This is a genomic window from Chryseobacterium sp. 27AL (genome assembly GCF_057815395.1).
Genome location: NZ_JBYRIW010000001.1, coordinates 121,547 through 136,038 on the forward strand (window position 1 = coordinate 121,547; position 14,492 = coordinate 136,038).

The 14,492-nt window shown below is 36.3% G+C and carries 17 protein-coding genes; 6 read left to right on the forward strand and 11 right to left on the reverse strand.

Features of this window, described 5'->3' with window-relative positions; translation table 11 throughout:
- Position 1: 1 nt before the first annotated feature.
- From AC3WV0_RS00555 to AC3WV0_RS00600, 10 genes are all read right to left on the reverse strand, one after another.
- Complete coding sequence (locus AC3WV0_RS00555) at positions 2 to 634, reverse strand: NAD(P)H-dependent oxidoreductase (protein WP_488843015.1); 633 nt, start codon at positions 632 to 634, stop codon at positions 2 to 4.
- Positions 635 to 762: 128 nt separating this feature from the next.
- Positions 763 to 1,494: a lipoyl(octanoyl) transferase LipB gene (gene lipB, locus AC3WV0_RS00560; RefSeq protein ID WP_488843017.1), complete on the reverse strand. Its 732-nt coding sequence runs from the start codon at positions 1,492 to 1,494 to the stop codon at positions 763 to 765.
- A 32-nt stretch (positions 1,495 to 1,526) separates the two neighbouring features.
- Positions 1,527 to 2,294, reverse strand: coding sequence for a tryptophan synthase subunit alpha (gene trpA, locus AC3WV0_RS00565; protein ID WP_488843019.1), 768 nt, complete (start codon positions 2,292 to 2,294; stop codon positions 1,527 to 1,529).
- Positions 2,295 to 2,456: 162 nt separating this feature from the next.
- Entirely contained in the window at positions 2,457 to 3,635 is a 1,179-nt protein-coding gene (gene trpB, locus AC3WV0_RS00570) for a tryptophan synthase subunit beta (RefSeq protein ID WP_488843021.1), read from the reverse strand.
- 86 nt (positions 3,636 to 3,721) lie between these two features.
- A complete protein-coding gene (gene tnpA / locus AC3WV0_RS00575; RefSeq protein ID WP_488843022.1) occupies positions 3,722 to 4,174 on the reverse strand; it encodes an IS200/IS605 family transposase in 453 nt (150 codons plus the stop codon).
- Between the two features lie 164 nt (positions 4,175 to 4,338).
- Entirely contained in the window at positions 4,339 to 5,004 is a 666-nt protein-coding gene (locus tag AC3WV0_RS00580) for a phosphoribosylanthranilate isomerase (RefSeq protein ID WP_488843024.1), read from the reverse strand.
- 21 nt (positions 5,005 to 5,025) lie between these two features.
- Complete coding sequence (gene trpC, locus AC3WV0_RS00585; protein WP_488843026.1) at positions 5,026 to 5,805, reverse strand: indole-3-glycerol phosphate synthase TrpC; 780 nt, start codon at positions 5,803 to 5,805, stop codon at positions 5,026 to 5,028.
- Positions 5,806 to 5,825: 20 nt separating this feature from the next.
- Positions 5,826 to 6,812 carry an anthranilate phosphoribosyltransferase gene (gene trpD, locus AC3WV0_RS00590; RefSeq protein ID WP_488843028.1) on the reverse strand — a complete coding sequence of 329 codons (987 nt, stop codon included), beginning with the start codon at positions 6,810 to 6,812 and terminating at the stop codon, positions 5,826 to 5,828.
- Between the two features lie 22 nt (positions 6,813 to 6,834).
- Entirely contained in the window at positions 6,835 to 7,404 is a 570-nt protein-coding gene (locus AC3WV0_RS00595; RefSeq protein ID WP_488844684.1) for an anthranilate synthase component II, read from the reverse strand.
- A gap of 45 nt (positions 7,405 to 7,449) precedes the next feature.
- Positions 7,450 to 8,871 carry an anthranilate synthase component I family protein gene (locus tag AC3WV0_RS00600; RefSeq protein WP_488843029.1) on the reverse strand — a complete coding sequence of 474 codons (1,422 nt, stop codon included), beginning with the start codon at positions 8,869 to 8,871 and terminating at the stop codon, positions 7,450 to 7,452.
- A 374-nt stretch (positions 8,872 to 9,245) separates the two neighbouring features.
- Here AC3WV0_RS00600 and AC3WV0_RS00605 point away from each other — a divergent pair, with 374 nt between their 5' ends.
- The 6 genes from AC3WV0_RS00605 (at position 9,246) to AC3WV0_RS00630 (ending at position 13,923) form a co-directional block, all read left to right on the forward strand.
- A complete protein-coding gene (locus AC3WV0_RS00605; RefSeq protein WP_042720120.1) occupies positions 9,246 to 9,470 on the forward strand; it encodes a hypothetical protein in 225 nt (74 codons plus the stop codon).
- Entirely contained in the window at positions 9,470 to 9,844 is a 375-nt protein-coding gene (locus AC3WV0_RS00610) for a c-type cytochrome (protein ID WP_488843032.1), read from the forward strand. Before AC3WV0_RS00605 ends, AC3WV0_RS00610 begins: the two co-directional genes overlap by 1 nt.
- Positions 9,845 to 10,771: a 23S rRNA (adenine(1618)-N(6))-methyltransferase RlmF gene (gene rlmF / locus AC3WV0_RS00615; RefSeq protein WP_488843034.1), complete on the forward strand. Its 927-nt coding sequence runs from the start codon at positions 9,845 to 9,847 to the stop codon at positions 10,769 to 10,771. It begins immediately after the preceding gene.
- A 122-nt stretch (positions 10,772 to 10,893) separates the two neighbouring features.
- Positions 10,894 to 12,594 (forward strand): lysine--tRNA ligase, encoded by a 1,701-nt coding sequence (gene lysS, locus AC3WV0_RS00620; RefSeq protein ID WP_488843036.1) that lies wholly within the window; start codon positions 10,894 to 10,896, stop codon positions 12,592 to 12,594.
- 127 nt (positions 12,595 to 12,721) lie between these two features.
- Positions 12,722 to 12,976 (forward strand): hypothetical protein, encoded by a 255-nt coding sequence (locus tag AC3WV0_RS00625; protein WP_488843038.1) that lies wholly within the window; start codon positions 12,722 to 12,724, stop codon positions 12,974 to 12,976.
- Positions 12,977 to 13,104: 128 nt separating this feature from the next.
- Complete coding sequence (locus AC3WV0_RS00630; protein ID WP_488843040.1) at positions 13,105 to 13,923, forward strand: OmpA family protein; 819 nt, start codon at positions 13,105 to 13,107, stop codon at positions 13,921 to 13,923.
- A gap of 49 nt (positions 13,924 to 13,972) precedes the next feature.
- Here AC3WV0_RS00630 and AC3WV0_RS00635 read toward each other — a convergent pair whose 3' ends face one another.
- The gene (locus tag AC3WV0_RS00635; protein ID WP_488843042.1) at positions 13,973 to 14,476 is read right to left on the reverse strand and encodes a ClbS/DfsB family four-helix bundle protein; all 504 of its coding nucleotides are present in this window, start codon (positions 14,474 to 14,476) and stop codon (positions 13,973 to 13,975) included.
- Positions 14,477 to 14,492 lie beyond the last annotated feature (16 nt).

Here is a 14,492-nt window from a genome sequence, read left to right on the forward strand (position 1 = left end):
ATTATTTTCTAATGATAAATTCCTCCATAGGAATTCTGACTTTTTTCATATGCGAAAGCCAGTCGTTTTGTTCGTCTCTGTAGCCAAGATAGAGTAAACTTACGCTTTTTAAACCTAATTCTCTTAAACCTAAAATCTCATCTACCACTTCATTGCTGAACCCTTCTGCAGGTGTACTGTCGATTTTCAGTTCTGCAGCCTGTGCCATCGCAAGTCCGAGAGCAATATAAGTTTGTCTTGCGGTATGTGCAAAATGTTGTTCAGGAGTCTGAGCACCGTATATTTCTTTAATTTTATCCGTATAGCTGGAAAAGCGCCCTCTTGGCAAATCTCTTACATCGGTATGATAATCATATACTTTATCAATTTTCTCATCTGTATAGCTATCCCACGCTGCAAAAACCAAAACATGCGAAGAATCTCTCATGACTTCAGGATTCAATGCACCCTTAACCATTTTTTCTTTTAATTCCTGGCTCTCTACAACCACTACCCGGAATGGCTGAAGACCTGACGAAGTAGGGGCAAGCCTTGCGGCCTCTAAAATTTTATTTAAATCTTCTTCTGAAATTTTTTTTGCAGGATCATACGCTTTCACGGCATGTCTCCAGTTTAAATTTTCTATTAATGACATTTTGCTAATTATTTTTTATTTGCAATAGTCTATGCAAAAATGTTGCCAAATTAAATTGTGTGCAATTTAATTTTTTACTTTAAATAAAAATCTGTTTCAAAAAAAGAAACAGATTCGCTTAATAATATTTAATTTTTATTTATCAACTCTGCACTGAAAACCTCTTCAAAATGCTTCCTGATTTTTCCTTTGATGTCTTCCACTTCATCGGGCGTCAGTTCTCTTTCAAGTTCTCTTTTAAGGGAAGTCACTTGTTTGTCTTTGATTCCACATGGGATGATGTATTCAAAATAGCGCATATCGGTGTTGACGTTTAAAGCAAAACCATGCAGTGTCACCCACCGGGATGCTTTTACACCCATCGCACAGATTTTTCTGGCGTAAGGCTTCCCTACATCCAGCCAGACTCCAGTTTCACCTTCGGATCGCTCACCTTTCAAACCATAGTCAGCAATGGTTCTGATGATCACTTCTTCCAGATTTCGCATGTATTTGTGAATATCAGTGAAGAAATTTTCCAGATCGAGAATGGGGTAGCCTACAATTTGTCCGTATCCGTGATAGGTGATATCTCCGCCGCGGTTTACTTTTACAAACGTGGCATCGATTTCCTTTAATTTATCAATTCCGGCTAGCATATTTTCTTCGTGCCCGCTTTTTCCTAATGTATAAACGTGGGGATGTTCCACTAAAAGAAAGTGGTTAGGTGTTGTAATATGCTGTTCTGCAGGCAAGTCGCGGTTTTTGATTTTAAGATCTATAATGTTTTTCATTAAAGATTCCTGGTAATCCCATGCAGGCTGATATTCCAGAGTTCCTAAATCTTCAAATGCAACGACTTTATTTTGATGTGTATTCATTTTAATTTTTGATAATACAAATTTAGTGATTTTTAACCTTTCACAGAATGGATGAAATCTATAGCCTCGTTCTTCCAATCTCTATGATGGAGTAAAATATCAACAAAGGCAGTTCCGATGATTCCGCCGCTGGCTTTTTCGGTTACCTTTTCAAAATCTTCTTTTGTTTTGATTCCAAAGCCAATCATGACCTGATTTTTTAACGGTAATGAGGCTATTCTTGAAAAGTAGCTTTCATTTTTCAGATCGGCATTTGTATTTCCTGTGGTGGATGACGAACTTACTGCATACAGAAAGCCCGAACTTAAAGAATCAACGTATAGAATTCTCTCATCTGAGGTTTCCGGAGTGATAAGAAATGTAAAATTTAAATTGTATTTATTAATAATCTGCTGATAATTCTTTTCAAATTCAATAGGTGGCAGATCGGGAATTATTAATCCTGAAATACCGCTCTCCGAACATTCTGCACAAAATTTTTCAAATCCGAAACTTAAAACAGGATTAATATATCCCATCAGGATAATCGGAATTTTGATAACATTCTTTATAGATTTCAGCTGTGAAAAAAGTTTTTGAATGGTCATGCCGTTTTTTAAGGCAAGTTCATGAGCTTTCTGGATTACAGGTCCGTCGGCAACCGGATCAGAATAAGGCATTCCGATTTCGATCATGTCGGCACCAGAATTCTGGATAAGTTGTATAATTTCTGCAGTGTCTTCCAATTGGGGAATTCCCGCCGTGAAGTATATGTTGAGTTTTTTCATTTTAAAACTTTTTAATGTTGTTGTTTTAACCACAAAAGAGTCAAAAGATATTTATAAATATTAATGAAAATCAACAGCTTTCAAAAGTGTAAAAATCTTTGATTTTTATTTATGTTTTCTTTTATCATAATTTACTATAATCTTATTTAATCTTTTATTTCTTTTGTGAGTTGATAAAAACATAATACGGTTTATTTATAAATGCTTCAGATAAGTTTCCATATCCTTATCTCCACGGCCACTCAGGCAGATTACGACGACGTCATTCTTGTCAAATGTTTTTTTATCCAACACCGCCAATGCATGCGCACTTTCCAAAGCCGGAATAATTCCTTCAAGCTTGGTCAACCGGAAAGCTGATTGCAGCGCCTCATCATCATTGATGCTGAAAAATTCCGCTCTTTTTTCTTTAAACAAATTTGCGTGAAAAGGTCCGATCCCCGGATAATCCAGACCGGCAGAGATGGAGTGTGGCTCAATTACTTGTCCGTCGTCAGTCTGCATTACCAGGCTTTTGCTGCCGTGAAGGATGCCTGTGGTTCCGAGGAAAGTTGTTGCAGCAGATCTCCCGGAATCTATACCAAAGCCCCCGGCTTCAGCGGCGATGAGCTTTACATTTTCATCATCCGCAAAATGATAAAAAGCTCCTGCCGCATTGCTTCCGCCACCAACACAGGCAATGACATAATTTGGATTTTGGCGTCCTGACTGTTCTAAAAGCTGTTCTTTAATTTCTTTTGAAATAATACTCTGGAATCTGGCCACCAGATCAGGGAAAGGGTGAGGACCTACAACACTTCCAATAACGTAATGCGTTGTGGAGGCATTGTTGATCCAGTCTCTTAACGCTTCATTTACGGCATCTTTCAAGGTTTTAGATCCGGAAGTTGCAGGAATGACCTCTGCGCCGAGCATTTTCATTCTCGCCACATTAGGAGCCTGCCGCTGAATGTCAATTTCTCCCATGTAAACAATACATTCCAACCCTAATAAAGCACAGGCAGTCGCTGTTGCAACGCCATGTTGCCCCGCTCCGGTTTCTGCAATAATCCGTTTTTTTCCAAGGTGTCTGGCTAATAAAACCTGTCCTAAGGCATTATTGATCTTGTGTGCTCCGGTATGATTGAGATCTTCTCTTTTTAAATAAATCTGAGTCTGGTATTGATCACTTAAATTTTCAGCAAAATATAGAGGCGTTGCCCGGCCTACATAGTTTTTTAACAGACCCTGATATTCTTTCTGAAAATTTTCAGATTCAATGATTTCAAGGTAATTGTTTTGTAATTCTTCTACATTGGGATAGAGCATTTCGGGGATAAATGCTCCTCCGAAATCACCGTAATATCCGTGTTGATCGGGATTTTTATAATTCATTTTTTTGTCTTTTAAAATTTATTTTTTTTGATTGGGCAAGTCCCGAAGGGACGGCCTATCTCAGGATTGGATGCAGTCCAATCAAACTAATCCCATAAATATTTTTCATCATATTTCATTCTATGTTTTTCGAGAATTCCAATCAGTTCATCCTGATAATGAATCTGTTGGTGATGCTGTCTCTGGTGTCTGATATAATTTTTCATCATCAATACATTTTCTTCAGTCACTGAAAAAGCTCCGTAGCCATCCTGCCAGAAGAAATTTTCATATTTTTTTCCTTTTGTTTTTATCCATTTTGATGAATATGATTTAATTTCCTGAACTAATCTCATTAAAGCAATTTTCTTTGAAAGCAAACAAAGGATATGAATATGGTTATCTGTTCCTCCAATTTGTAAAGCATTACATTCTAAATTTTTACATATGACTGCAATGTAAGAAAAAAGCTCTTTTTCTATTTTTTCGTCAATGAAATCTTCTCTGTGTTTTGTGCTGAAAACAATGTGTACATAATTTTTCACCAATGATTGTGACATCTGTTTGTGTTTTTAAATGATTGTTGATTTAATTTAAATCGGATTTACTTCCGATTCTGTTTTAAGTCGTCCTTTCAGGACTTGTTTTGTGATTTTTTTGTGACTTTAATCTAAATCGGACTTACATCCGATTCTTTTGTAGGTCGTCCTTTCAGGACTCTTTTTTATTTGATATTATTTTTTAAAGTTTTAATTTTTTCTAAATCTTTGATTCCGGATTTTATCTCAAATCGTGAATTGATGTCTACAGCAAATGGCGTGTGCTTTAACAGCTTTATTTTTTCAATGTTTTCTAATGAAATGCCTCCGCTAAGAAAATAGGAAAGAGGAATTTCAATATGGTTTAAAAGGTTCCAGTCGAAGATTTTTCCGGTTCCGCCGAATGCTATTGAATCGGTATCGAAAAGGAAATAATTGATGTTAAATTGATATTGATGAATGATTTTTTGTAATTCAGTGACGTCTTGGTTCCCAATTCTTATTGCTTTAATAATTTCGACCTGAGAATTTAATTTTTTTCTTAATTCCGAAATAAAATCTACTTCCTCATCACCGTGGAGCTGAATAAAATTCAGTTTTGCACTTTCTGCAGTATCCGTTATTTTTTTTACGCTTTCATTCACAAAAACACCGACTTTTCCCTGATGTCTGATGTCCGCAATTTGTCCCGGAGTCATATGATTTAGAATAAATCTTGGTGATTTTTCATAAAAAATAAAGCCGAGAAAATCTGTATTCATAGCGACCAGTTCCTGAATCTGTGTCAGTTGTATCAAACCACAAACCTTGAGTTTGAGCTGATCGTTTCCAAGTAATGTTTGCCTCTCCATTTTTGTTACATTTTTTCACTGTTACATTGTTATATTTAAAATAAATTCACTGAATTTCTTGCCCGGATTTTGATCCTTCATAAAAAATTCTCCCATCAGGAAACCATCAAACCCTTTTTCTTTCAGATATTTAAAATCTTCGACACTGTAAATTCCGCTTTCTGCTACTGAGAGAACCTCTTCCGGAAGTTGATTTTTCAGCTGAACAGAATGATCAAGATTAACATCAAAATTTTTTAAATTACGGTTGTTGATGCCCACCATATCAACATCAGCGTTATAATATTTTAATTCACTTTCCGAATGAATTTCCAGTAAAACTTCAAGATTCAGCTGATGTGCAAGATCTGTAAAATCCCTAACCTGAGAAACCGAAAGACATGCAGCAATAAGCAATACCACATCGGCGCCCATGCTTTTCGCTTCATAAAACTGATATTCATCAATCATAAAATCTTTTCGCAATATCGGAATATTAATATGATCGCGGATTTGAATAATGTCTTTAAAACTTCCTCCGAAAAAATCCTTATCTGTTAAAATGGAAATTCCGCTTGCCCCTGATCTTTCATAAGCCGAAGCTACCTCCAACGGACTCGCCTGATCATTAATAACGCCTTTGGAGGGTGACTGTCTTTTGAATTCCGCAATAATTCCGCTTTTGTTTTTAAGAGTTTTCTTAAGTGAAAATGGGGTTCTTCCAAAATATTCGGAATCTTTCAACTGCTGGAGGGATATTTCTGCTTTTAAAAAATCAAGTTCTTCCTTTTTTCTGTGTATGATTTTATCAAGTATGTTCATATCATTAATAAATATTGTAATTAATTGATTAACAGATTGAAACTTTGAAAAGCTTTTCCGCTGTAAAGACTTTCTCGGGCAATTGCAAGACATTCATTATAATTACCGAATTTCTTTGTATTTAAAAGCGCAACCGCAGCATTGACAAGAACTACTGAATTCTGCTGATCACTGCCATTTCCGCTCAGAATATTCCTGAAAATTTCTGCCGTTTCCTGAATGCTTGCGCCTGCTTTTATACTTTCAGCAGTCACCGCCTCAAAACCTAAATCTTGAGCTGAATACACTTCTTCACCATTTTTAGTAATAATTTTGGTGTCGTGTGTGAGACTGATCTCATCATACCCATCCAATCCATGAACGATGACAAAGTCGCGGGCATTTTTTTGCAGCAGATACTGATAAATTCGTGCAATTTCAAGATTGTAAACACCGATCATGGAAAATTGGGGTTTTGCCGGATTAACCAGCGGACCAAGCAGGTTGAAAAATGTTCTTAGTCCTAAGGATTTTCTCAATGATCCTACCGACTTCAGTGCCGGGTGGAAATAAGGAGCATGTAAAAAGCAGATATTGGCTTTTTCAAGATCTTCCTGCAGTCTTTCCGAGCTGTTTTTGAATTGATAGCCACATTCTTCCAGTACATTTGATGATCCTGTAAGAGTCGATGCCCCGTAATTTCCATGTTTTATGACTTTCTGACCTGCGCCGGCAACGACAAAACTGGCTAATGTTGAGATGTTTATCGTATTTTTTCCATCACCACCGGTTCCTACGATATCAATAGCGTCTTTCGCATCAATATCTACAGGAATGGCCATCTGAAGGAGCGCTTCACGGAAACCTTCCAGTTCTGGCAGCGTAATATTACGCATCAGAAAAATGCTGATAAAAGCAGTAACTTCCTGCGGATTAAATTTATTCTGAGCGATTTCAATCATAATAGCTTTTGCCTGAGACTTCGACAATGTATGATGGTTGAAAAGATATTCGAGGATTTCTTTCATTGATTGAGCTTTAAAATGAATTTTAGTTAAGGAGAAAATTCCGGATTATTATTTCTCCCTCGGGCGTCAGAATACTTTCCGGATGAAACTGAACTCCGTGAACATCATAGGTTTTGTGCTGCAGGGCCATGATCATACCGTCTTTGTCAATGGCTGTAATTTCAAGCTCTTCCGGAAAATCTTCACGATTGACCACCCAACTGTGGTATCTTCCTACTTCGAGTCCGCTGGTAAGGTCTTTGAAAATTTTTGTATCTGGTTTTACCAGCTCTGCAGAAGTAGCAACTCCATGGAAGATTTCTGACAGATTAATAAGACTTCCTCCAAATGCTTCTGCAATAGCCTGCTGACCGAGACAAACGCCCAAAATACTTTTTGTAGGAGCATATTCTTTAATTAATTCCAATAAAATTCCAGCCTCTTCAGGGATGCCGGGGCCAGGGGAAAGAACTATTTTGTCGTATTTCCCGATTTCCTCCAAAGTAATCTGGTCATTTTTTACCACGTCAACTCTGGTATTTAAAATTCTCTCAATAATCTGGACAAGATTGTAGGTAAAGCTGTCGTAATTGTCGAAGACGAGAACTTTAATTTCATTTATATTGTTATTCATTTGTTCTGATTTTTAAGTTTATATTTAATGATCAACCAGCTTTTCAGCTTTCTCTACGGCTTTTTTTAATGCATTAAGCTTATTGTTCACTTCCTGCAATTCACTTTCAGGATCAGATTTTGCGACGATTCCTGCTCCGGCCTGGTAATACAACGTATTGTTTTTGCTTAAGAATGTGCGGATCATAATAGCCTGGTTGCAGTTCCCGTTTAACCCGAAAAAGCCGATACATCCACCATAGTATCCTCTGGAATCTTTTTCATAAGTGTTAATAAGCTGTAATGCTTTGTGCTTCGGGGCTCCACTTAAAGTTCCTTGTGGAAAGGTAGCGGCCATCATTTTGAAAGGATTGGTTTCTTCAGGTAAATCGGCAGTAACTTCACTTACCATGTGAATAACATGTGAGAAAAGCTGTATTTCCTTGAGTTTTGTTACCGTTACATTTTTCCCGATTTTTCCGAGGTCATTTCTGGCAAGATCAACAAGCATGGTGTGCTCTGCATTTTCTTTGGGGTCATTTTTTAATGATTCAATGGATTGAAGATCGGTTTCAAAGTGGCCCGTTCTCTTAAATGTTCCTGCAATAGGATGAATAATGGCTTTGTTGTCTTTAATAATTAGTTGACTTTCAGGACTGGAGCCGAATAATTTGTAATTTCCGTAATCAAAGAAAAATAAATAAGGCGAAGGGTTAATATTCCGAAGGGCACGGTAAACGTTGAACTCATCCCCTTTGAATTTTTGTTCAAACCTTCTGCTCAGCACCAACTGAAATACATCACCTCTCATGCAGTGTTTCTGGGCGGTTTTTACAAGATCAATATATTCTTCATCGATAATATTGGAAGTTTCCGGACCGTTTTTTTCAAAAGGATAAATCACTGAATTTTTATTTTTGATAAAACTTTCCAGCAGATGAATCTCAGACTTTATGCCTTCAATCTGGTTTTCAATAATATGCATTTCATCATTGTAATGATTAATGGCAATCACATATTGATACAGGCGGTACCGAAGCAGCGGAATCTCAACTTCTTTACTTTGAGGTTTAAAAATCAGATTTTCAAAGAATTGTACAGCTTCAAAACTGGTGTATCCAAACAGACTTTGGGCAGTTTCAACAACCGGATCGTGTGTTTTTTCACATTCAAAAATTCCGGAGAAATCCCCGAAAAGAGTTTCAATATTTTGCTGTAAAGATTGTTTAAAAGGTTCCTGTCCGGGAATTTTTACTTCAAATTCATTTAAATTTTTAATCTCGATTCCTGCAATGGCATTAATGGCAATAAAAGAAAAATTATTGTCAATATTTTTAGAATCTGAACTTTCCAGCAGAATGGTATCCCTGAATTTATCGCGTACCTGCAGATAAATATTCATCGGAGTCTGAAGATCCCCGAGCGTTTTTTTAGAAACGGTTTTTATTTTTATTTTTTTACTGAACATTACAGTTTATTTAATAGGGTTGGAACAAAAAAAGACTTCAACGGAATACGTCAAAGTCTTTATTATATAATTATAATCGCTGTATAAGAATCACCAACACGACAATAACTTCAGACCCGACGAAGAGTTTGAAAGCCACCACCAATTTTTATTGTTGTTGATATTAAACATGCCACAAATGTAAATATTTTTTTCAATACAAAAAATGAAAACGGTGAAATTAATTTTATTTTAACTGATCTAACAAATTTTATTCATTCCTCAAAGATTTATTCAATAGCTCTTTTTTATCAGAATATCTTTAATATGAACATTTATCATGATTTTAAAACTTTATTTTTTATATTTTTGCTTAATAATTTTATAGAGAAAAAATGAAAAAAGTATTAGCAATCGCATTTATCGGAGGTTTATTAGTGGCTAACTGTTCTAAAAAGCCAAATCATGACTTACAAGACAGCAACACCATGTTGCCTGAACCGGATGCTCCAACAGTAGTGGATTCCAGCGCAACAACAAGAGATACACCGGAAGCTGATGTAAATGCGGCCGTATCAGTTCCTGCAAAAGATGCAAAAGCAGATACGCTTACTAAATAATGAGAAAATTTTTGCTGGCGGGAACTATCGGGTTTCTGATGTTTTCCTGTTCCAAAAAAGAAAATATACCGGTTGACACAGCATCATCAGAAAAAACAGTTGATGCAGAGCCTGCGAAGGCCAATCTCTCCGGGGATCAGATCATCGAAAGTCTTGACTGTTCGGGATGTCATGCGGTAAATGAAAGAATGATAGGACCTTCTTATCAGGAAATTGCAGATAAATATTCTGATAAAGATACTGAACTGCTTGCTTCCAAGATCATAGAAGGCGGAAGCGGAGTCTGGGGCAATGTTTCCATGTCTCCTCATCCTCAGGTGTCAAAAGATGAAGCTAAAAAAATGGTGGAATATATTCTAAGACAGAAAAAATAAATGTCCGCCGAAAAATCCAGTCTGCATACAAGAAATCTGCACCGCGATCCTTACGATTTTGATCGGCTTATTTCTTGTGTGCCAGAACTGAAACAATATGTGTTTACCAATTCTTATCAAACGGTAACCATAAACTTCAGCATTCCCAAAGCTGTAAAACTGCTTAACAAAGCTTTATTAGAAAGTTTTTATCATATTAAAAACTGGGATATTCCGGAGAATAATCTTTGTCCTCCAATTCCCGGCAGAGCAGATTATATTCATTACATCGCCGATTTATTGGCTGAACAACAAAGAGAAATTCCGACAGGTTTAAAAATCAGGGGTTTGGATATTGGTGTGGGAGCAAATCTTGTATATCCTTTAATAGCGCATCAATCTTATGGTTGGCAAATGTTGGGAACGGATATTAATGAAGATTCTTTAAAGAACGCCCGACAGATTTTAGATCATAATCCTGAGTTGTTATCTGAAATTCATTTAAAGCAGCAATTTCAACCTGAATTTATATTTAAAAATATTATCAAACCTGAAGATCGCTTCACTTTTTCGATGTGCAATCCGCCTTTTCACGATTCTGAAGAGTCTGCAATAAAAGGAAATCTCAGGAAAACACGAAATCTTAACAAATCAAAAATCAGCAAACCGTTGCTTAATTTTAGCGGACAGCAATCTGAACTTTGGTGTGAGGGCGGCGAATTGGCTTTTATTACAAAAATGATTCATGAAAGTTTTTTGTATCGTTCTCAGGTTCTTTGGTTTACATGTTTAGTTTCAAAAAAGGATAATCTATATAAGTTAACGACCCTTCTGAAAAAAGTGAAGGCAATAGAATTCAAAACGATTGATATGGCTCAGGGGCAGAAAGTAAGCAGAATGTTAGCGTGGACGTTCATTCCTCAACAAAATCGCAACGACTGGTTCTGATAAATTCGGTTAAATTTTTTTAACTGAACAAATTTTAACTGAAATAAATTATATTTCCGTAAAAAGTCGTTGACCATCAATTCAAAAATCACTAATTTTGCACGTTATTTTAAATAAATACAATGCAATTATCAGAACAAGAAATCATTAGAAGAGAAAAGCTGAACAAGCTTGTTGAAATGGGAATCAATGCGTTCCCTGCAGATGAATATGTAATTACAGATACTACAGAATCTATAAAACAGGATTTCGCTGATAATAAACAGGTTAAGATTGCAGGAAGACTGATGTCAAGGAGAATTCAGGGGAAGGCTTCTTTCGCTGAATTGCAGGATTCTACAGGCAGAATTCAGGTGTATTTCAACAGAGATGAAATTTGTACAGGTGAAGATAAGACTTTGTATAATGAAGTTTACAAGCACCTTTTAGATATTGGAGATATTATCGGTATTGAAGGCGAACTGTTCACCACTCAGGTTGGTGAAAAAACAGTGTTGGTAAAAAACTTTACCCTTTTAACGAAATCTTTAAGACCTCTTCCACAGGCAAAAACGGATGAAAATGGAGTTGTACACGATGCTTTCAACGATCCGGAACTGAGATACAGACAGCGTTATGTAGATTTAACGGTAAATCCTCAGATAAAAGAAGTTTTTGTGAAAAGAACAAAACTGTTCAATGCCATGAGAACATTCTTCAATGATGCAGGATATTTTGAAGTGGAAACACCGATCTTACAATCGATTCCGGGAGGAGCGGCTGCAAGACCTTTTATCACGCATCATAATGCTCTGGATATTCCATTATATTTAAGAATTGCAAACGAGCTATACCTCAAAAGACTCATTGTAGGTGGTTTTGACGGAGTTTATGAATTCTCAAAAAACTTCAGAAATGAAGGGATGGACAGAACACACAATCCCGAATTCACAGCCATGGAAATCTATGTAGCCTATAAAGACTACAACTGGATGATGGATTTCACGGAAAAATTATTGGAATTCTGTGCGGTTCAGGTAAACGGAACAACGAAAGCAACTTTCGGAGAATATGAAGTGGATTTCAAAGCGCCTTATCAGAGAATTTCAATGACGGATGCGATTTTGAAGTTTACCGGTTTTGATATTACAGGGAAAACAGAACAGGAATTATTCGATTTTGCAAAATCCATCGGAATTGAGGTTAATGAAACCATGGGTAAAGGGAAATTAATCGATGAAATTTTCGGTGAAAAATGTGAAGGTAATTTTATCCAGCCAACATTCATTACCGATTATCCTATTGAAATGTCACCTTTAACCAAAAAACACAGAAGCAAAGAAGGCCTTACGGAACGTTTCGAGCTAATGGTTTGTGGTAAAGAAATAGCTAATGCTTATTCTGAGCTGAATGATCCGATCGATCAGAGAGAACGTTTTGAAGATCAGTTGAAATTGTCTGAAAAAGGAGATGATGAAGCAGGTCAGTTTATTGATGAAGATTTCTTAAGAGCCCTTGAATACGGAATGCCGCCAACGTCAGGATTAGGAATTGGAATGGACCGATTGATTATGTTCTTAACGAATAATGCATCGATTCAGGAAGTATTGTTCTTCCCGCAAATGAAGCCTGAAAAAGTGACTCCACAGATCGAGCTTGGAGAAGATGAAAAAGTTATTCTTGAAATTTTAAATTCCCAGGAAGAACCGTTTTCATTAGCCGAAGTGAAAGAAAGAAGCCAGCTGTCGGGTAAAAAGTGGGATAAAGCTTCCAAAACTTTAACGAAAAATAATTTAGTGAAAGTGGAGAAGATTGATGAAAACCTTTTAATGAAATTGGTTTAAGATTTTGAACATTTTTAATAATATAAAAGTTGTCTTCGGATGATCTTTTTGTGCCAAAATGGCATTTTTGTTTAACATGGTTAATTTTTTGAATTTAAATATCCAGTAAAAATAAATATCGATTAATATGATAAGTAAAGAATATACTTACTGGCATTTGACTCAACAAGGTTGGGTTTCTGGAGATTCAAAAACTGATTTTAATAGTTGGTCTAAAGATGCTCCGACTGATACTGTTTTAACGATTGAATACAGGGAGGAGATGAAAGTACCTGGTTCAGTTGAAAAAAGTTCTATAAGGCTTAATGAAACAAAGGATAAACAACTATTAAGTAGGCTAGAGAAAATGTTTCCATTTAAACCACATATTGTTGTTTATTAGCAATCTTAATAAATTACAAGGCTGTTTAGAAAAACAAACGAAATATGAAAAATCCTGAATTTTTTCAGGATTTTTTTTATGTAAATAAACTATAATCCAATATTTCTCGTTCTTTCAAAAACTTTAAAGTGAAAATTCTTGTATTGCTGGTTTTTTGTTGTATCAGTATCCAATCACAGATGCTTACTTCTGTCTATTTCGACTATGACAGCTATCGACTCACGAAAGAATCCCAAAGAAAACTAGATAGTTTAGCAAGTCTGAAAAGTAATCTGAAATTCAGGATTTTTGGAAACTGTGACATTTCCGGAAGCTCGGAATACAATAAAAAGCTGTCTGAAAATCGGGCAAACACAGTAAGTAAATACCTTCAGCCAAGAATCGGAAATACAATTGCTTTGGAAAGTGTCGTTGGTTTGGGCAAAGAAAAGCAGGTTAATGATAACAGTACCGAAGAGTTACGCAGCAAAAACAGAAGAGTCGATATATTTGTTGATCGGGTTATGACTGCAGAAGAAAGACTTTCGGGCAGGGCATTTGCGAGTTTTTTCAGTAAAAAAATATCTGATATGAAAATTGGAGAAACTTTTTGTCTGCCTAATGTTAATTTTATCGGCGGCCGTCACGTGTGGTTCCCGAAAGGAAACAAAGTTTTGATTCAGTTCGCTGATATATTAAAAGATAATCCATCCCTCGAAGTTGAGCTACAGGGGCATATTTGCTGTGATTACGACAATTTTGATGGAGAAGATCTTGATCTGAAAACATTTAATCTTTCCTTTACAAGAGCGAATGCCATCAGGGAGTTTCTTGAAAAGCGGGGGATAAGTTCCGGTAGAATAAAAGCAATTGGCCTCGGGCATCTTAATCCGGTGGCATATCCGGAGCGTACAGAAGAAGATTTTGTTAAGAACAGAAGAGTTGAAATTGTCCTGCTAAAAAAATGACAGATTTTCGGCGGAAGCGAAGCTTCCGCCGAAAATCATTAATTATAATCTACACTTTCTTCCATTTCCGGATCTGGGTTCTGAAGCTGTTGAAAGGCGCTACCGTATTAATATGAATCCATTTCCAGATAGGCCATTTTGCTGCTGTGGTAGCCCATTTCCTTTTTTCCGGAAGGAATAGCACATCATCATCAAGATTTTCTACCCATGCTAAAATTTCAGTTATCTGTTTAGATAATATTTCGCGTTGTTCTTTCAGACTGTACGAACCATAAGATCTGTAGAAAAATTCATGAAGACCTTTTAAATTATTCCATTTATAGTCTTGTGTTGGCGTTTTCACATCAATCCCTTTTAATTCATCTGATTCCCAGCTTAAAAGCAAACCTGTCCATCCGATCTGATAAGAAAGATTTTGTGATGGCGTTTTGTCGATGTTCACTTTCGGAAGATCTTTTTCAGATTCATTGATAGCGTCAAATTCCTGATCATACAAGACGTATGATTTCTTGATAGCATCGGTCAGTTCTTCTTTGCTTGCGTAGGCTGGCATAATGTTACTTATTTAA